Below are 17,464 nucleotides of genomic sequence, written 5' to 3'. Positions count from 1 at the left end.
TTATCAGGAAAGCAGGAGTTTCAGGTCATGCGCGATGGGGGCCGGGCCCTGGCCGTGGCGCAGGAACAGGCGGATCTTGCCGTTCTTGTCGAACACATAGCTGCCCGCCGTGTGGTCGATGGTGTAGCTGTCCGGCGTCTTGCCTTCAACCTTGTTGTAGATGACCTTGAACTCCTTGGCCACCTTGGCGGTCTGCTCGGGGGTGCCGTACAGGCCGACGAAGCGCGGATCGAAGGTGGGCGCGTACTGGGACAGCAGTTCCTTGGTGTCGCGCGCCGGGTCCAGGGTGATGAACAGCACCTGCACCTGGTCGGCCTGCGGGCCGAGTTCCTTCATCACGCCGGACATCTCGGCCATGGTGGTCGGGCACACGTCCGGGCACTGGGTGTAGCCGAAGAAGATCACCACCACCTTGCCCTTGTACGTGTCCAGCGTGACCGGCTTGCCGGTGTGGTCGTTCAGTTCAAAGCCCTGGGCATAGCTCAGGCCCGTCAGGTCGGTGTTCTTGAAGGCCAGGCCGGAGCCGGGGGCCTGCTTCTGGCAGCCGCCCAGGGCCAGCGCGATGCACAGCACGGCGAAAAGTTTTTTCATGTCAGATCTTCACGTAATGGTCCACCAGCAGCGCGGCGAACAGCAGGGACAGATAGATGATGGACCAGGTGAACGCCTTGCGCGCCACCAGGTCGGTGTAGTGGCGGTGCACGCGCCAGCTGTGCCACAGGAACACCACATTCAGCGCGATGGCGCTGACCAGGTAGATCAGGCCACTCATCTTCACCGCGAACGGCAGCAAGGTGGTGGCGGCCAGCGCGATGGAGTAGAGCCAGACGTGGAAGCCGGTGAAGGTCATGCCGTGCGTGACGGGCAGCATGGGCAGGCCGGACTTGGCGTAGTCGTCGCGGCGGTACATGGCCAGCGCCCAGAAGTGCGGCGGCGTCCAGATGAAGATGATCATCACCAGCAGCCAGGCCTGCATCGGCACGTCGTTGGCCACGGCGGCCCAGCCCAGCGCCGGCGGCATGGCGCCGGACAGGCCGCCGATGACGATATTCTGCGGCGTGGCCGGCTTGAGTATCATGGTGTAGATGACGGCATAGCCGACGAAGGTGACGAAGGTCAGCCACATGGTGAGCGGGTTGACCAGCGCGTACAGTATCCACATGCCCAGGCCGCCGATCACGGCCGAGAACACGGCGGTCTGCGTGACGCTGATTTCGCCCTGCGCCATGGGGCGGCGCGCGGTGCGCGCCATGCGCGCGTCGATCTCGCGCTCGGCCAGGCAGTTCACCGCGAAGGCGGCGCCGGCCAGCAGCCAGATGCCGAAGGTGGCCGCCACCACCACGCGCCAGCTGGGCAGTTCGTCGGTGGCCAGGAACATGCCGATCACGGCGCAGAACACCGCCAGCTGCGTCACGCGCGGCTTGGTCAGCGCCCAGTACTGGGCGATGCGGTTGGTCGGTTTATGAAGTGCTGAGTGGGTCGTCATTGGCGGTGTCTGGCTGGCGCAGCGTCGTGCCGGGCCGTGTCGAGTTGGTGCTTAGCCCGATAGTTTAACATGGTCAGCAAAAGCACCAGCAGCGCTGCGCCGGCGTTATGCAGCACCGCGATCGCCAGCGGAAAACTAAGGTAAATGGTGGCCAGGCCGCTGGCCGTCTGCAGCGCCAGCACGGCCGCGATGCCGCGCGCCAGCCGGGTCATGCCGGCCAGGTTCCAGGCGCGCCAGGCCGCGTAGCCGGCCAGCAGCAGCACCACGAAGGCGAAATTGCGGTGCACCCAGTGGATGGCGGTGAGCGCGGAAAACGGCAGGTAGTGGCCGGCAGCGGTCTTGCCCAGCTCGCGCCACAGGTGGAAGCCGTGCTCGAAATCCATCTCCGGCACCAGCTTGCCGCCGCAGGTCGGGAACTCGGTGCACGCCAGGGTGGCGTAGTTAGTGCTCACCCACCCGCCCAGGGCCAGCTGCACCAGCAGCGCCGCGCCGGCCGCCAGCGCGAGCCAGCGGATGGTGCGCAGCACCGGCAGCGGCGCGATCGGCCCCGCGTGCGCGAAGGCGCGGCGCGGCGGCTGCGGGGACGCCTGCTGCGCGGATGGCGGCTGCGATGGCGGTTGAGATGGCGGCTGCGATGGCGGTTGCGATAGCGGCTGCAGCGCCGCGCCGGCGGCCAGCAGCGCGCCGTGCACGGTATCCTGGCGGCAGCCGAACCACGCCAGCATGGCCAGCAGGCCCATGCCCAGCAGCAGGTGCATGGTGACGATCACCGGCTGCAGCTTGAGCGTGACGGTCCAGGCGCCGAACGCGCCCTGCAGGCAGACGAAGAAGAACAGCGCCACCGGCAGGCCTGGGGCGTAGGCCCAGCGCATGGCGGCGGCGCGGGCCACGGCGGCGGCCGTGGCGGCGGCGCCCTGCTGCACCGGCTGCGCGGCCAGCTTGCGCGCCTTGCGCGACTGCAGCAGCGCCACCGCCATCATGGCCACGATCAGCACTCCGATGCCCATGGCCAGGTAGCGGTGGATCATTTCCACCCAGGCCTTGAACACGGTGACCGGGCCGCTCGGCTGCAGGGCCTCGGCGGCGGCAATTTCAGCGTGCGCCAGGAAGGGGTTGGCCAAGCCGTAGCAGCCCGGCCAGTCCGGGCAGCCCAGGCCGGAATCGGTCAGGCGCGTGAAGGCGCCGAACACGATCAGGTCGAAGGTCAGGAACACGCTGATCCAGACCAGCTTGCGGTATTTGTTCTCGTCCGACGATACCCAGACCATGGACAGCGGCAGCAGCGCCACCAGCAGTCCGGTGATGGCCATCTGGGCCAGCGTGGTGTGATGCATCGCGTCCCCTCAACCGATGGCCGAGGCCTTGAGCACCTTGGCGATATCCTTCTTCACCTTGGCCGGATCCGGATCCTTCGGGAAGCGCATCATCAGGTTGCCCAGCGGGTCGATCAGGTAGATATGGTCGGAAGCCTGGCCGCCCGGCTCCACCGGCAGCCACTTGGCCACCGTTGCGGCCGGGGCGCGCAGCATGCGGGTGCCGTCGTTCACGCGCAGCAGCACGGTCTCCAGCGGCTCCTGGTCGGTGATCAGCCAGACCCGCTCGATGCGTTCCATCTCCTTGCCCTGCATGGTGCGCAGCTGGCGCATGGCGAACAGCTGGTCCTGGCAAGCCTGCTGGCAGTCCGAGCCGCCCACCTTGAGCATGATCCACTTGCCCTTGTAGGCGTCCAGCCCGGCTGGCTTGCCGTCCAGCGTGGCGCTGGCCATGGCGGGAATCGGGTACTGGCGCGGGTCGATCAGGGCGCCGTAGTTGGTGCGCCCTTCCGGCTTGATGAAATAATAGGTGATGTAGGAGGCGATCAGCGGCGCCGCGCACACGGCCAGCACGGCCATCAGCTTCCAGCGGCCGCGGGCGCGCGATTGTTCAGTTTTGTTTTCCACGTCTGAATCCTGTTACGACGAAAAAGAGAGCGGCCATGGCCGCCAGTGCATACCACTGGAAGGCATAGCCGCGGTGCTTGTCCACGCCCGATGCCGGGGCCGGCCAGTCGCGCGACAGGCCGCTGTCCTGCGCATTGGCGGGCGCGCTTTGTTCGATGATGAAGGGCTGCATGCGCAAGCCGCTGGCGGCGGCCACCTCGGCCGCCGTGGCGTTCTGCACGATGGCGCCCGGCGCGAGCGCGGGCGCGGTCCCCAGCTGCATCACGTGGCCCGGGTGCAGGCGCGCCACGCCTTCCAGCGTGACGGTGCCGGCCGGCGTGCCGTAGGGCGGCAGCTGCTCGCGCACCGCCATATTGCGCGGCAGCCAGCCGCGCGCCACCAGCACGTGCTGGTCGGATCCGGCAATGCGGAACGGCATCAGCAGGTAGAAGCCCACGCCTTTCGGGGACGGGCGGTTGTCCAGGTAGAGCGGCCAGTTCGCCACGAACTCGCCGGTGACGCGCACGCGGCGATACTCGATCTGCGCGGCCTCGGCGGCCGGCAGCGCGGCTGCGCCCAGCACCAGCGGCGCGCCGGCCTGGCCGGCCTGCAGGCGCGCCTCGGCCGCGCTCTTCCCGGCGGCGCGGCGGTCCTGCCAGCGGCCCAGCGATACGCCCAGCGCCACCACCAGCACGGTGGCGGCGAAGGGAATCCATTTGAAGCGGAAGGCCATTACAATGGTGCCTTATTACCGACCTGCGCCCCGACCTGCGGTGCTGCCAATTCCATGAAAATCCTCGTTGCCATTGCCTTCATCCTGATCCTCGCCAGCCTGGGTTCGGCCCTGTATTACATGATGCGCCAAAAGGGCAAGAACGACCAGCGCATGGTGCGTTCGCTGGCCATGCGCGTGGGCTTCTCGATCGCGCTGTTCATCGCCATCCTGGTGGCGCACAAGCTGGGGTATATCCAGCCGACCGGGATCCGCTAGCAGCGGCGGGTTACGCGCGTTCCGCGCTAACCCGCCCTACGGTGCGCCGGTATTCCGTCGGGCGATCCGGCGCCAAGAAAAAAGCCGTGCGCGGGTTCACCTGCGCACGGCTTTTTTCATTGCGGCGGCAGGAGGCCGAAGCCCCGTCCGCCGCAGATTATAGCGCTTACAGCCAGTACACCACCACGTACAGGCCGAGCCAGACCACGTCCACAAAGTGCCAGTACCAGGCCGCGCCTTCGAAGCCGAAGTGGTGCTCGGGCGTGAAGTGGCCCTTCATGACGCGCACCATCACCACCGCCAGCATGATGGCGCCCATGGTCACGTGGAAGCCGTGGAAACCGGTCAGCATGAAGAAGGTGGAACCGTAGATGCCCGAGGTCAGCTTCAGGTTCAGCTCGCTGTACGCGTGCATGTATTCGTACACCTGGAAGCACATGAAGACAGCGCCCAGCGCCACGGTGGCGGCCAGCCAGCCGACGGTCTTGCTGCGCTTGCCCGCGATCAGCGCGTGGTGGGCGATGGTCAGGGTCAGGCCGGACAGCAGCAGCAGCGCGGTGTTGATGGTCGGGATGGGGAACGGGCCCATGGCGGTGAACGATTCCACCACGCCGGCGGGGGTGTTGCCCCACTGCGCAGCGAAATCCGGCCAGATGAATTTATGGTCCAGGTCACCCAGCCATGGCAGCGTGATGGTGCGGGCGTAGAACAGCGCGCCGAAGAAGGCGCCGAAGAACATCACCTCGGAGAAGATGAACCAGCCCATGGACCAGCGGTACGAATGGTCGATGCGCTTGCTGTACAAGCCGCCCTCGGATTCCTTGATGGCGTCGCCAAACCAGAAGTACAGCACCGTCAGCGTGGCCAGGATGCCGATGATGTTGACGGTGGAACCCCAGGAGGCGTCGTTGACCCAGGCCGACGCGCCTATCATGGTGATAAGCAGCGAAATGCCGGCCAGCATGGGCCAGCGGGACGGACCAGGCACGAAATAGTACGGTGCCGCGTTATGTGAACTCATCTTCATCTCCTAAAATTACTGTGAAACTACGAACTTCACTATTGTTATCAGCAAGCCGATGAACAGCGCCACGCCTATCAGGGCAGCGATGATGACGTGGAAGGGATTCAGCCTGGCCCCGTCCTGGTCAAAATCCTTCTTCCTGCGCAGGCCGAAAAACGACCAGATCACCGCTTTCATCGAATACATGAAAGAAGCTGTTTGCTTCTTCTCTTCCATCTCGCCCCCCTTAGTTTGAGGCAGTCTTGTCCAATCCCGCGATCTCGAAGAAGGTGTACGACAGCGTAATGGTCTTCACATCCTTCGGCAGCGCCGGATCGATGAAGAACACCACCGGCATCTGCCGCGCCTCGTTGGCCTTCATGGTCTGCTGCTGGAAGCAGAAGCATTCCACTTTCTTGAAGTACGGCGTGGCGCTGTTCGGCGCGTAGCTCGGGATCGCTTGCGCGTTCACCGTGCGCGGCTGGGTGTTCACCACCTCGTACACCACCGTGGCCAGCTCGCCCGGGTGGACCTGGATGCTGCGCTGGGTGGCGCGGAAACGCCACGGGCCGTGCGCATTGCTGTCCAGTTCCACCGTCACCAGCCGGCTGCTGTCGACCTGGGTATTCTTCGGGTCCAGCGCGGCCGTGCCGTCCTTCTGCGTGATCACGTTAATCCCGAGTACTTCGCAAATATGCTTGTACACCGGGATTAGCAGGTAGCCGAAGCCGAACATCATCACCGCGATGATGATCAGCTTGCGCAGCATGCGCAGATTCTCGGCCTTGACGCTGCCCATGCTCATCTCAGCCCAGCCAGCCGCGCTTGACGAACACGGACAGGAAGAACACCAGGGCGATCGCCCCCAGGATCAGCGCCAGCCGCAGATTGCCCTGCTTTTTCGGGGTGGCCATGATTACTTCACTTGCGGTGGCGTTTCAAAGGTGTGGAACGGCGCCGGCGACGGCACGGTCCACTCCAGGCCTTCCGCGCCTTCCCATGGCTTGTCGGCCGCAGGCTTGCCGCCGCGGATGGTCGGCAGCACCACGAAGAACAGGAAGAACACCTGGCTCAGGCCGAAGCCGAAGGCACCGATCGAGGCAATCGCATTGAAGTCCGTGAACTGCGCCGCGTAGTCGGCGTAGCGGCGCGGCATGCCGGCCAGGCCCAGGAAGTGCATCGGGAAGAAGGTGACGTTGAAGGTCACCAGCGACAGCCAGAAGTGGGTCTTGCCCATGGTTTCGTTGTACATATGGCCGGTCCACTTCGGGGCCCAGTAGTAGAAGCCGGCGAACAGCGCGAACAGCGAACCTGCCACCAGCACGTAGTGGAAGTGCGCCACCACGTAGTAGGTGTCCTGCAGCTGGATGTCGATCGGGGTCACGGCCAGGATCAGGCCGGTGAAGCCGCCGATGGTGAACACGAAGATGAAGCCCACGGCGAACAGCATCGGGGTTTCAAAGGTCATCGAGCCCTTCCACATGGTGGCGATCCAGTTGAACACTTTCACGCCGGTCGGCACCGCGATCAGCATGGTGGCGTACATGAAGAACAGCTGCGAGGTCACCGGCATGCCGGTGGTGAACATGTGGTGCGCCCAGACGATGAAGGACAGGATGGCGATGGACGCGGTGGCGTACACCATCGAGTGGTAGCCGAACAGGGTCTTGCGGGCGAAGGCCGGGATGATCTGCGAGACGATGCCGAAGGCCGGCAGGATCATGATGTACACCTCGGGGTGGCCGAAGAACCAGAAGATGTGCTGGTACATGACCGGGTCGCCGCCGCCGGCGGCGTTGAAGAACGAGGTCCCGAAGTGGCGGTCGGTCAGGGTCATGGTGATGGCGCCTGCCAGCACCGGCATCACGGCGATCAGCAGGTAGGCGGTGATCAGCCAGGTCCAGCAGAACATCGGCATCTTCATCAGGGTCATGCCGGGCGCGCGCATGTTCAGGATGGTGACGATGATGTTGATCGAACCCATGATCGAGGACGCGCCCATGATGTGCATGGCGAAGATGCCCATGTCCATGCCGGGGCCCATCTGGGTCGACAGCGGTGCGTACAGCGTCCAGCCGGCGGCGGTGGCGCCGCCCGGCACGAAGAACGAGCCGGCCAGCAGCAGCGCGGCAGGCGGCAGCAGCCAGAACGAGAAGTTGTTCATGCGCGCAAAGGCCATGTCGGAGGCGCCGATCTGCAGCGGAATCATCCAGTTGGCGAAGCCGACGAAGGCCGGCATGATGGCGCCGAACACCATCACCAGGCCGTGCATGGTGGTGAGCTGGTTGAAGAACTCGGGCTGGAAGAACTGCAGGCCGGGCTGGAACAGCTCGGTGCGTATCATCAGCGCCAGCACGCCGCCGGACAGCAGCATGATGAAGGAGAACCACAGGTACAGCGTGCCGATATCCTTGTGGTTGGTGGCGAACAGCCAGCGCTGATAGCCGCTTGGGTGATCGTGGGCGTGGTCATGACCGTGGTCGTGGCCGTGCGCGTGATCGTGTGCGTGATCGATAGTCGTGCTCATGATGTGCAACTCCTAATTACTTGCGTGCAGCCAGGACTTCGGCCGGTTGAACGATGTTTTCGGCCGGCTTGTTCGACCAGCTGTTGCGCGTGTAGGTGATAACGGCGGCAATGTCGGTGTCCGACAGCTGCTTCCAGGCCGGCATCTCGGCCGGGAACTTGCCGCTCTTCTGGCCGTTCAGCAGCACGTGGATCTGCGCTGCCTTCTCGCCGTTCACCACAGGCGAGGCGTCCAGCGCGGCGAACGCGCCCGGCACGCCCTTGCCGTTGGCCTGGTGGCACACCGCGCAGTTGGCCGAGTACACTTTCTCGCCCTTGGTCTTCAGTTCATCGATGGTCCAGGTCTTGTTGGGATCGTCCGCCAGTGCGGCCAGTTCCTTTTTCTTCTTGTCGGCCCAGGCGGTGTACTCCTCGGCGGTGACCACGCGCACCACGATAGGCATGAAGGCGTGGTCCTTGCCGCACAGTTCCACGCAGGTGCCGCGGTAGACGCCGGTGTGCTGCGCCTTGAACCAGGTGTCGCGCACGAAGCCGGGGATGGCGTCCTGCTTCACGCCGAAGGCCGGGATGGTCCAGGCGTGGATCACGTCGTTGGCGGTGGTGACGATGCGGATCTTCTTGTTGACCGGCACCACCACTTCATTGTCGACTTCCATCAGGTAGGTGTCGCTGCGCTTCTCGGTCGGCGCCACGCCGGGCGCGCCCACTTGCGAGCGCGGGGTGGTCAGGTTGGAGATGAAGGTGATGCCCTCGCCCTCGCCCTTCAGGTAGTCGTAGCCCCATTTCCACTGCATGCCGGTGGCTTTGATGGTGATGTCGGCGTTGGAGGTGTCCTTCATGGCCACCACGGTCTTGGTGGCCGGCAGCGCCATGCCGATCACGATCAGGAAAGGCACCACGGTCCAGGCGATTTCCACTGCGGTGGACTCGTGGAAGGAGGCCGATTTGTGGCCCAGCGATTTACGGTGCTTGAGGATGGAGTAGAACATCACGCCGAACACGGCGATGAAGATCGCCAGGCAGATGTACATCATCAGGTTGTGCAGGCTGTAGATTTCCGACGCGATGGCGGTGGCAGGCGCCTGCAGGTTCAGCTGGTTGACCATGGGACCGCCGGTACCGCCGGTGGCCTTCGAGTATTCAGTAACCGCTCCAGCCGTCTCCGCTGCCCAGGACGGGACCGCGGCGGCTGTCATCGACAGCGCGAGCATCAACGATTGAAATCGCTTTGCATGTTTCATGTTTTCCCCAACCACCCAAGAAATAATTAATATTTTTAAAGGCAGCCGTCCGATGTTCTGAATAGCCGCCGTACGCTACAACACCTAAAGTCCCCCCACCCTGTATTTTGGTGATACTTATACAAGACGAAATGATGGCAAAATTAGTCAAGGATTATAGTCAACACCCCTAGGGGCATCAAGGAAATTATCTGTTACGCAAGCCCAAACTTCAGTGCTTTGGCGTTATTTGCCACATATGCCGGAGGCTATTTCACATGAGCTTGCTTATTTAGGCGGCTTGCGCGGCAGGTCGAAGCGGATAATCGACTCGCCCTGGCTGGTGGTGCGTGGTGCCGGGCGGAAAGCATGTCCGTACAGCACTTCGAACGTCAGTCCCAGCTTGCCGTCCGGACGGCGCTGGCGCTCCAGGCCGGCCAGCAGCCGCGCCTGCCCCGCGCGGCCCAGCAGGCCGGGGCGGCGGGTCGCCAGCGGATTGCCGCCCCAGGCGCGCACGTCGGCCAGCAGGGCCTGCGGCGTGTCGTAGGTGACGGTGATCTTCTCCATGTCCAGCACGGGGGTGGAAAAGCCCGCCTCCACCAGCTGGTCGCCGAAGTCGTGCATGTCCACGAAAGGCAGCGCGTGCGGGAACAGGTCCACCTCGGCAAAGGCGGTGCGCAGCTCGGAGAAGGTATCCGGGCCGAAGCAGGAAAACATCAGCAAGCCCTCCACCCGCAGCACCCGGCGCCACTCGGCGAACACGCGGTCCGGCTGCGGATGCCAGTGCAGCGCCAGGTTGGACCACACCAGGTCCATGCTGTGCAGCGCCAGCGGCAGCTCGGCGAAATCGCCGCACACCAGGTCGACCCCGGTTTTCGACGGCAACAGCTTGCTGATCAGCTGGTTGAAGCCGCCCCGGGGCGCCGTGCCGGCGGCCGCCGCGGCCACGCGCGCCATGGGCTCGGACGCGTCCACGCCCAGGATCTGCGCGGCGGCATACAATTTTTGCAACATCGGCAAATCCGCCCCGGCGCCGCAGCCCGCGTCCAGCACCCGCTGCGGCACGATTTTCACCAGCTGCAGGCGGTCCTGCATGCGCGACGCAATCTCGCGGCGCAGGAAATCGGACGGCGCGATGCGCCCGGGACGGGAAAACAGCGCGCGCACGCGCTCGATATCGATGGGCGCGCTCAGTTTAGGCGGCTTGGCGGGAACTTGCATGGTCATGGCAGGATGGGTGAGATAATGGCGGCAGTTTACATGGTTAAGGGAAAGTGCGATGCCTGGCGCCCAATCCGGACCGGACATACCTGCTGCAGCCGCGGCGACTGCTAGCGCTGTCCCCGCGGCTGCCGGCGCGGTGCAGCCGCCGGCCGCGCCGCTGTCGACGCTGGCCCGGCTGTCGTCGCTGCTGGCGCGCGCCGGCCACGCGCTGCTGCCGGGCGCCTGCGTGCTGTGCGGCGGCGAGGCCGGGGCTGGCGCGCAAACGTGCCCGGGCTGCCACGCGCAGGTGTTCGGTGCGGCGCGCCCGCGATGCCGGACATGCGCCAACCCGCTGCCCGGCGCCTGGCACGGAGACGGCGCCGCAGGACAGCCCGGGGGCAGCGAAATCTGCGGCCGCTGCCTGGCGCACCCGCCCGCGTTCGACGCCACGGTAGCCGCCGTGGACTACGCCATGCCGCAAGACCAGCTGGTGCTGCAGTTAAAATTCGGCGGCCGCCTGGCGCTGGCGGCGCTGTTCGGCCGCGCGCTGGCCGACGCGACCCAGGCCGCGCCCGGCTTCACGCGTCCCGCCCTGCTGTGCCCGGTGCCGCTGGGTCCGCAGCGCCTGGCCGGGCGCGGCTTCAACCAGGCGCTGGAAATCGCCCGCGCGCTGGGGCGCAGGCTGGACATCGCGGTCGCCCCGCGCCTGGCGGTCCGCGTGCACGACACGCTGGCGCAAAGCCTGGTGCAGCCGTCCGCGCGGCGCGCCAACATCGCGCATGCGTTCGCGGTGCCGGACCGGGCGCAGGTCGAAGGGCGCCACGTCGGCATCGTCGACGACGTCATGACCAGCGGCCAGACGCTGGATGAACTGGCCGCCACATTCAAGCGGCACGGCGCCGCCCGCGTCACCTGCCTGGTCTTCGCGCGCACGCCGCCGCATTAAAGCACCAAGCAACACGTATAAAAGGAGAAGCAACTGTGTTCCATGTAGTCCTGGTCAACCCCGAAATCCCCCCCAACACCGGCAACGTGATCCGCCTGTGCGCCAACACCGGCGCCCAGTTGCACCTGATCGAACCGCTCGGCTTCCCGCTGGAAGACAGCAAACTGAAGCGCGCCGGCCTCGACTACCATGAATACGCCAGCATGCAAGTGCACAAAAGCTGGGACGACTTCCTGTCGGCCGAGCAACCCGACCCCGCGCGCATGTACGCCATGACCACGCACGGCTCGTCGCCGTTCGCGCAATGCCGCTTCCAGCCCGGCGACTACTTCGTATTCGGCTCGGAGACACGCGGTCTGGACCCCGCGTTGCGCAACCGCTTCCCGGAAAGCCAGCGCATCCGCCTGCCCATGCGCCCCGACAACCGCAGCCTCAACCTCTCCAACACGGTCGCCGTGGTCGTCTTCGAAGCCTGGCGCCAAAACGGCTACGCCGGCGGCGCCTAATAATGAGGCAGCCTGAGCCGCATTTCGCCCACTTCGGGGTCAGACCCCGGGGTGGGGAAAATGCGGCTCAGCTCGCTGAGCGGGGGCGTTGAGCGTCGTCAATATATTGCCGGACCAAGGCGGTATATTGCGGTGATGAGCAGACCACTTCGTACCCAGGCATGCGGCGCCATCTACCACGTCACGGCGCGCGGCGTGCGCCGCAGCACGATTTACGTGGACAGCAACGATTACCGGGTGTGGCTCGGCATCCTCGGCGAGGCGGCCGCGCGGTTTCAGCTCATCATCCATGCCTACTGCCAGATGCCAAACCATTTCCACCTGGCGGTGGAAACCCCGCTTGGCAATATCGCTGCCGGCATGCGCTACCTGAACGGCAAGTATTTCCAGTACTTCAACCGCAAATACCGCCACCTCGGCTACGTTTCGCAAAGCAGATATCACTCGGAGTTGGTGCGACGCGAGGAATATCTGCTGGAGCTGGCCCGTTACATTGTTCTGAACCCGGTCAGGGCCGAGCTGGCCGCAGCCGCAGCGTCGTGGGAATGGAGCAGCCACCGGGCCATGCTGGGTCTGGTCAGCACGCCGGACTGGCTGCACGCGGACTGGGTACTGAGCCAGTTTGGAAACGGCAGCGGCGATCGGCGTGTCGACGCGTATGCCGAATTTGTCGAACAGGGGCGCGGCCTGCCGGATCCACTTGCCCCAGCGCGCGCAGCAGCCAAGGCTGCTCGCCGCCGCCCCGCTGCGGCAAGCCCGCAACCCGAACCCATCGAACACTACTTCGCCCGCTTCACCAGTTGGCAGGAAGCGGCCCTGCGCGCCTATTTATCATCCAGCTATTCGATCCGCGCCATCGCGTCGTATCTCCACCTTTCCCCGCGCACACTGATGCGTTTGCTCCGCCGGCTCAGAAAACTCCCATAGCACCACCCGGCATCCTACAAGCAAGCTGAGCCGCATTTTGCCTTCATTCGGGGTCAGACCCCGAAGTGGGGGAAAATGCGGCTCAGCTTGCTCGGCCCTAAGGTGTTGGCGTGGCTGAGCGCTTCGTCGTATAAGGACGTATCGGTCGCCGCAGGGAGGACGTATGTTTGAGATGGAGTTGCCGTGGTGGGAGCTGGTGGCGCGCGGGGCGATTATCTACGCCGTGCTGCTGGTAATGGTGCGCGTGGCCGGCAAGCGCACCGTCGGGCAGTTCACGCCGTTCGATCTGCTGGTCGTCATGCTGCTGAGCGAGTCCGTGTCCAACGCCCTGTCCGGCGGCGATGAGTCCATTCCCGGCGGCTTGCTGATCGCGGCCACGCTGATCGGCCTGAACATCGTCATCGCCTTTTTGACCTCGCGCAGCCGCAAGGCGGCCGAGCTGATCGACGGCACCCCGGTCCTGCTGGGCCGCGACGGCAAGATCTTCAATGAGGTGGTAAAGAAAAACCGCGTGGCCGAGGGCGACGTCGAGCAGGCCATGCGCGAGCAGGACTGCGACCTCGGCGAGATGCAATGCGCCTTTCTGGAAGCGGACGGCAAGATCACCATCCTCAAGAAAAAATAACTCAGCCGCCGAAGGTGCGCACCTTGGCCAGCAGCTTGGTGGTGGAGCGGTCGTGCTCGAAGTCGATCGCCACCGCCTGCCCGCCGTAGGCAATCACGGCCTTGCCTTCGGGGATGGCCGTCATGTCGTAGTCGCCGCCTTTGGCGTAGATGTCGGGCCGCGCTTCCTGCACCACTTCCAGCGCCGTGTCTTCGTCGAACGGCACCACCAGGCTCACCGCTTCCAGCGCGGCCAGCACCGCCATGCGGTCTGCGCAGGCGTTCAGCGGGCGGTCGTCGCCCTTGCCCAGGCGCTTCACGGATGCGTCGGTATTGGCCGCCACCACCAGCGAGGCGCCCAGCGCGCGCGCCTGCGCGAGGTAGGTGACATGGCCGCGGTGCAGGATGTCGAACACGCCGTTGGTGAGCACCACCGGCTTGGGCAGGGCAGCCACGCGCGCCTTCAGGTCGGCGCGGCTGCAGATTTTTTCTTCGAATTGGGGCATGGGTTCCGTCGGTTAATGGCCGGGCTCGGCGTCTTCTTCTTCCTCGTCGATTTGCATGCTCAGCTCGCCGGCAGCGCGGCTGGTGCCGCCGCCCTCGCCCGGTTCCTTGCGGTCGCCGCGCAGCTTGATCTGCAGCCGCAGCCCGTTGGCCGAGTCGGCATTGCGCAGCGCCTCTTCGTAGGAGATGTAGCCCTTATTATAGAGCTCGTACAGCGCCTGGTCGAACGTGCACATGCCCAGCTCGCGCGACTTGGCCATGATTTCCTTGATCGAGTGGAAATTGCCCTTGAAGATCATCTCGGCAATGGTCGGCGTGTTGAGCAGGATTTCAATCGCGGCCTTGCGCCCCTTGCCGTCCTCGGTGCGTACCAGGCGCTGCGACACGATGGCTTTCAGGTTGGACGACAAATCCATCAGCAGCTGGTTGCGCCGCTCTTCCGGGAAGAAGTTGATGATGCGGTCCATGGTCTGGTTGGCGTTGTTGGCGTGCAGCGTGCCCAGGCACAGGTGGCCGGTTTCGGCGAAGGCGATGGCGTGCTCCATGGTCTCGGTGTCGCGGATCTCGCCGATCAGGATCACGTCCGGCGCCTGGCGCAGGGTGTTCTTCAGCGCGTTGTGCCAGGAATGCGTGTCCACTCCCACTTCGCGGTGCGTCACCAGGCAGCCCTTGTTCTTGTGCACGTACTCGACCGGGTCTTCCACCGTGATGATGTGGCCGGCCGAGTTGCTGTTGCGGTAGTCGATCATGGCCGCCAGGGTGGTCGACTTGCCGGACCCGGTGCCGCCCACCACCAGCACCAGCCCGCGCTTGGTCATGATGACTTCCTTGAGCACCTCGGGCAGGTCCAGTTTCTCGAAGTTCGGGATTTCGGAGGCGATGGTGCGGATCACCATGGCCACGTTCTGCTGCTGCACGAAGACGTTGACGCGGAAGCGGCACACGTCCGGCAGCGCAATGGCGAAATTGCATTCCATCTCGGCGGCGAACTCGTTGCGCTGCTTGTCGTTCATGATGGCCATGGCCAGCGCGCGCGTGACTTCGCCCGTCAGCCGCTGCTGGCTGAGCGGCTTCATGGCGCCCTGCGACTTGATGCTGGGCGGGAAATCCGCGGAGATGAACAAGTCCGAACCGCCGGTCTGGTGCATCACCTTGAGCAGTTTGTGGATGTAGGCCTGCGCTTCTTCGTGGCCAAAAGTGGATGACATGCTTGCCTCGCCTGGTTATCCGGCCCGCTGGCCGCGGCCGGTCGGGCAATTATAGCCATGCCCTTACGCTACAATACCAATTGTTGGCTGAACAGCCGGCCAGATTTCGGCATTGCACCCATTCATTGCCTGTGTTCAAATACATTTATGACACTGACCGAACTGAAATACATCGTCGCTGTTGCGCGAGCGAAACACTTCGGACACGCCGCCGAAGCCTGTTACGTCGCCCAGCCCACGCTCTCGGTTGCCATCAAGAAGCTCGAAGACGAGCTGGGTGTCGTCCTGTTTGAACGCGGCGGCGCCGAAATTTCCGTCACCCCGCTGGGCGCGCAGATCGTGGCCCAGGCCGAGCGGGTGCTGGAACAGACTGCCGCCATCAAGGAACTGGCCAAGCAGAACAAGGACCCGCTGGCCGGCCCCCTGCGCCTGGGTGTGATCTACACCATCGGCCCCTATCTGCTGCCGCCGCTGGTGAAGGCAATGATAGAGAATGTGCCGCAAATGCCGCTCATCCTTCAGGAAAACTTCACGGTCAAGCTGCTGGAGATGCTGCGCCAGGGCGAGCTGGACGCCGCCATCATGGCCTTGCCCCTGCCCGACCATGGCATGGCCATGCAGGTGCTGTACGACGAACCGTTTGTGGTGGCCATGCCACGCGCCCATCCGTGGGCCGCGCGCAACAGCATTCCGGCCGAAGACTTGAAAACCGAAACCATGCTCCTGCTGGGCAACGGCCACTGCTTCCGCGACCAGGTACTGGAAGTGTGCCCGGAGATGGCGCGCTTTTCCTCGCCGGGCAACGGCATGCAGCGCACCTTCGAGGGCTCGTCCCTGGAGACCATCCGCCACATGGTGGCCAGCGGCATCGGCCTGACCGTGCTGCCGCGCGCCTCGGTGCCGGACATGGGCGTGAAGGACGGCATGCTGCAGTTCCGCCATTTCGACCAGCCCGAGCCCTCGCGCCGCGTGGTCATCCTGTGGCGCAAGAGTTTTACGCGCAAGGCCGCCATCGACGCCATCTGCAGCGCCGTGGCCCAGTGCGAGCTGTCGGGCGTCACGCCGCTTTGCCAGGATGAGCCGTCCGCTTAAGGTCTATAATCGCGCTTTTGCCCTGACGTGAACGCGATGAACAAGCTGCAGCTCTACTTCCGCCTGGTACGCCTCGACAAACCCATCGGCACGGTGCTGCTGCTGTGGCCCACTTTGAGTGCGCTATGGCTGGCCAGCGGCGGCGTGCCGGACTGGCGCCTGCTGCTGATCTTCTCGCTGGGCACCCTGCTGATGCGTTCGGCCGGCTGCGCCGTCAACGACTACGCCGACCAGGATTTCGACCGCCACGTCAAGCGCACCGCGGAACGCCCCATCACCAGCGGGCGCATCAGCGGCAAGGAAGCGCTGGCCGTGGCCGCCACCCTGGCCGTGCTGGCCTTCCTGCTGATCCTGCCGCTCAACGCGCTGACCAAGCAGCTCAGCGTGGCAGCCGTCGTCATTGCCGGCACTTACCCCTATTTCAAGCGCTTCTTCGCCATCCCGCAAGCCTACCTGGGCATCGCCTTCGGCTTCGGCATTCCGATGTCGTTTGCCGCCGTGCAGGGCGCGGTGCCGGCCGTGGCGTGGTGGCTGCTGGCGGCCAATGTGTTCTGGGCCGTGGCGTACGACACCGAATACGCCATGGTGGACCGCGACGACGACCTGAAGATCGGCATCAAGACCTCGGCCATCACTTTCGGCAGCTACGACGTGGCCATCGTCATGCTGTGCTACGCGGTGAACCTGGGCATGCTGCTGGTGGCGGGCCGCCAGTTCGGCCTGGGCTGGCCCTTCCACCTGGGCCTGGCGGTGGCGGCCGGCATCGCGGCCTACCATTACACGCTGATACGCGGCCGCGAACGTGCGCCCTGCTTTGCCGCGTTCCGGCACAATAACTGGCTGGGGGCGGCAGTGTTTGCGGGCATCGCGCTGGACTACGCGCTGAGGTAGGCGCCGGGACCGCGACAGGCAGGCAGGCCATCCCTGGCTTATCCACCACAGCATAGAGGCTATCCATGGACCAGACTACCAAGCACGCCAGCGGCAGCACCTTGCGCGATGACACCAGCGCCGACCGCGAACGCCTGTTGAGCCACCTGCGCGACGCCGTCACCGACGCCGAACAATGGCTGAACACGGCCGTCAAGGACGGCAGCGCCGAGATCGAACACGCCAAGACGGCCTTCAAGGAAACCCTGCAGACCGCCAAGACCGACCTGCTGCGGCTGGAAGACAGCATGCTGGCGCGCAGCAAGCTGGCCGCCAAGGCCACCGACACCTATGTCCACGACCATCCATGGGGCGCGGTGGCGGTGGGCGCCGCAGTCGGCGTGCTGGCCGGCCTGCTGATCGGCGCCACCCAGCGCTAACCCGCGCGTCACGTCCCAGC

22 protein-coding genes are annotated in these 17,464 nt (G+C 64.9%); 8 read left to right on the top strand and 14 right to left on the bottom strand.

Annotation, left to right across the window (positions count from 1 at the left end; genetic code table 11):
• Positions 1-3: 3 nt before the first annotated feature.
• The 5 genes from ASC94_RS18905 to ASC94_RS18885 are packed head-to-tail and all read right to left on the bottom strand — an operon-like array spanning position 4 to position 4,144.
• Entirely contained in the window at positions 4-591 is a 588-nt protein-coding gene (locus tag ASC94_RS18905; protein ID WP_056398657.1) for an SCO family protein, read from the bottom strand.
• 1 nt (position 592) lies between these two features.
• On the bottom strand, positions 593-1,486 hold the full coding sequence (gene cyoE / locus ASC94_RS18900) for a heme o synthase (RefSeq protein WP_056398653.1): 894 nt from the start codon (positions 1,484-1,486) through the stop codon (positions 593-595).
• Positions 1,483-2,820: a heme A synthase gene (locus tag ASC94_RS33795; RefSeq protein WP_056398649.1), complete on the bottom strand. Its 1,338-nt coding sequence runs from the start codon at positions 2,818-2,820 to the stop codon at positions 1,483-1,485. Before ASC94_RS33795 ends, cyoE begins: the two co-directional genes overlap by 4 nt.
• A gap of 9 nt (positions 2,821-2,829) precedes the next feature.
• Positions 2,830-3,378, bottom strand: a complete 549-nt coding sequence (locus ASC94_RS18890; protein WP_373888125.1) for an SCO family protein — start codon at positions 3,376-3,378, stop codon at positions 2,830-2,832.
• 31 nt (positions 3,379-3,409) lie between these two features.
• Complete coding sequence (locus ASC94_RS18885) at positions 3,410-4,144, bottom strand: SURF1 family protein (RefSeq protein WP_056398643.1); 735 nt, start codon at positions 4,142-4,144, stop codon at positions 3,410-3,412.
• A 48-nt stretch (positions 4,145-4,192) separates the two neighbouring features.
• Here ASC94_RS18885 and ASC94_RS18880 point away from each other — a divergent pair, with 48 nt between their 5' ends.
• Entirely contained in the window at positions 4,193-4,396 is a 204-nt protein-coding gene (locus tag ASC94_RS18880; RefSeq protein WP_056398640.1) for a twin transmembrane helix small protein, read from the top strand.
• Positions 4,397-4,562: 166 nt separating this feature from the next.
• Here the strand turns inward: ASC94_RS18880 and ASC94_RS18875 are convergent, their stop codons facing one another.
• The 7 genes from ASC94_RS18875 to ASC94_RS18850 all read right to left on the bottom strand — a co-directional run bounded on the left by ASC94_RS18875 (position 4,563) and on the right by ASC94_RS18850 (position 10,366).
• Positions 4,563-5,423, bottom strand: a complete 861-nt coding sequence (locus ASC94_RS18875) for a cytochrome c oxidase subunit 3 (RefSeq protein WP_373888122.1) — start codon at positions 5,421-5,423, stop codon at positions 4,563-4,565.
• A gap of 9 nt (positions 5,424-5,432) precedes the next feature.
• Entirely contained in the window at positions 5,433-5,636 is a 204-nt protein-coding gene (locus tag ASC94_RS18870) for a DUF2970 domain-containing protein (protein ID WP_056398627.1), read from the bottom strand.
• 10 nt (positions 5,637-5,646) lie between these two features.
• On the bottom strand, positions 5,647-6,198 hold the full coding sequence (locus ASC94_RS18865) for a cytochrome c oxidase assembly protein (protein WP_157201516.1): 552 nt from the start codon (positions 6,196-6,198) through the stop codon (positions 5,647-5,649).
• 7 nt (positions 6,199-6,205) lie between these two features.
• Positions 6,206-6,313, bottom strand: a complete 108-nt coding sequence (locus ASC94_RS33790) for a cytochrome oxidase small assembly protein (RefSeq protein ID WP_229417337.1) — start codon at positions 6,311-6,313, stop codon at positions 6,206-6,208.
• Between the two features lie 2 nt (positions 6,314-6,315).
• Positions 6,316-7,926, bottom strand: a complete 1,611-nt coding sequence (gene ctaD, locus ASC94_RS18860) for a cytochrome c oxidase subunit I (RefSeq protein ID WP_056398621.1) — start codon at positions 7,924-7,926, stop codon at positions 6,316-6,318.
• 16 nt (positions 7,927-7,942) lie between these two features.
• Positions 7,943-9,166, bottom strand: a complete 1,224-nt coding sequence (gene coxB, locus ASC94_RS18855; RefSeq protein ID WP_082616664.1) for a cytochrome c oxidase subunit II — start codon at positions 9,164-9,166, stop codon at positions 7,943-7,945.
• 267 nt (positions 9,167-9,433) lie between these two features.
• Complete coding sequence (locus tag ASC94_RS18850) at positions 9,434-10,366, bottom strand: methyltransferase domain-containing protein (RefSeq protein ID WP_056399669.1); 933 nt, start codon at positions 10,364-10,366, stop codon at positions 9,434-9,436.
• A gap of 58 nt (positions 10,367-10,424) precedes the next feature.
• Between ASC94_RS18850 and ASC94_RS18845 the strand changes: the two genes are divergently transcribed.
• The 4 genes from ASC94_RS18845 (at position 10,425) to ASC94_RS18830 (ending at position 13,352) form a co-directional block, all read left to right on the top strand.
• The gene (locus tag ASC94_RS18845; protein ID WP_082616663.1) at positions 10,425-11,294 is read left to right on the top strand and encodes a ComF family protein; all 870 of its coding nucleotides are present in this window, start codon (positions 10,425-10,427) and stop codon (positions 11,292-11,294) included.
• 35 nt (positions 11,295-11,329) lie between these two features.
• Positions 11,330-11,800: a tRNA (uridine(34)/cytosine(34)/5-carboxymethylaminomethyluridine(34)-2'-O)-methyltransferase TrmL gene (gene trmL, locus ASC94_RS18840; protein ID WP_056398614.1), complete on the top strand. Its 471-nt coding sequence runs from the start codon at positions 11,330-11,332 to the stop codon at positions 11,798-11,800.
• Between the two features lie 135 nt (positions 11,801-11,935).
• Complete coding sequence (locus tag ASC94_RS18835; RefSeq protein WP_056398611.1) at positions 11,936-12,727, top strand: transposase; 792 nt, start codon at positions 11,936-11,938, stop codon at positions 12,725-12,727.
• Between the two features lie 163 nt (positions 12,728-12,890).
• Entirely contained in the window at positions 12,891-13,352 is a 462-nt protein-coding gene (locus ASC94_RS18830; RefSeq protein ID WP_056398608.1) for a DUF421 domain-containing protein, read from the top strand.
• A gap of 1 nt (position 13,353) precedes the next feature.
• Here the strand turns inward: ASC94_RS18830 and rfaE2 are convergent, their stop codons facing one another.
• Both rfaE2 and ASC94_RS18820 read right to left on the bottom strand, forming a co-directional pair.
• Positions 13,354-13,836: a D-glycero-beta-D-manno-heptose 1-phosphate adenylyltransferase gene (rfaE2, locus tag ASC94_RS18825; protein ID WP_056398607.1), complete on the bottom strand. Its 483-nt coding sequence runs from the start codon at positions 13,834-13,836 to the stop codon at positions 13,354-13,356.
• Between the two features lie 12 nt (positions 13,837-13,848).
• Positions 13,849-15,042, bottom strand: coding sequence for a PilT/PilU family type 4a pilus ATPase (locus tag ASC94_RS18820; protein ID WP_056398602.1), 1,194 nt, complete (start codon positions 15,040-15,042; stop codon positions 13,849-13,851).
• Positions 15,043-15,189: 147 nt separating this feature from the next.
• Here ASC94_RS18820 and ASC94_RS18815 point away from each other — a divergent pair, with 147 nt between their 5' ends.
• The 3 genes from ASC94_RS18815 to ASC94_RS18805 all read left to right on the top strand — a co-directional run bounded on the left by ASC94_RS18815 (position 15,190) and on the right by ASC94_RS18805 (position 17,444).
• Positions 15,190-16,134, top strand: coding sequence for a hydrogen peroxide-inducible genes activator (locus ASC94_RS18815; RefSeq protein WP_056398596.1), 945 nt, complete (start codon positions 15,190-15,192; stop codon positions 16,132-16,134).
• Between the two features lie 36 nt (positions 16,135-16,170).
• Entirely contained in the window at positions 16,171-17,025 is an 855-nt protein-coding gene (gene ubiA / locus ASC94_RS18810) for a 4-hydroxybenzoate octaprenyltransferase (RefSeq protein ID WP_056398593.1), read from the top strand.
• Positions 17,026-17,090: 65 nt separating this feature from the next.
• Positions 17,091-17,444, top strand: coding sequence for a YqjD family protein (locus ASC94_RS18805; protein WP_056398590.1), 354 nt, complete (start codon positions 17,091-17,093; stop codon positions 17,442-17,444).
• Positions 17,445-17,464 lie beyond the last annotated feature (20 nt).

The sequence above is a fragment of the Massilia sp. Root418 genome, assembly GCF_001425265.1.
Classification (GTDB): Bacteria; Pseudomonadota; Gammaproteobacteria; order Burkholderiales; family Burkholderiaceae_D; genus Rugamonas.
Note: the sequence above shows the minus strand (reverse complement) of the source record. Positions and strands in the feature narration are given on the sequence as shown.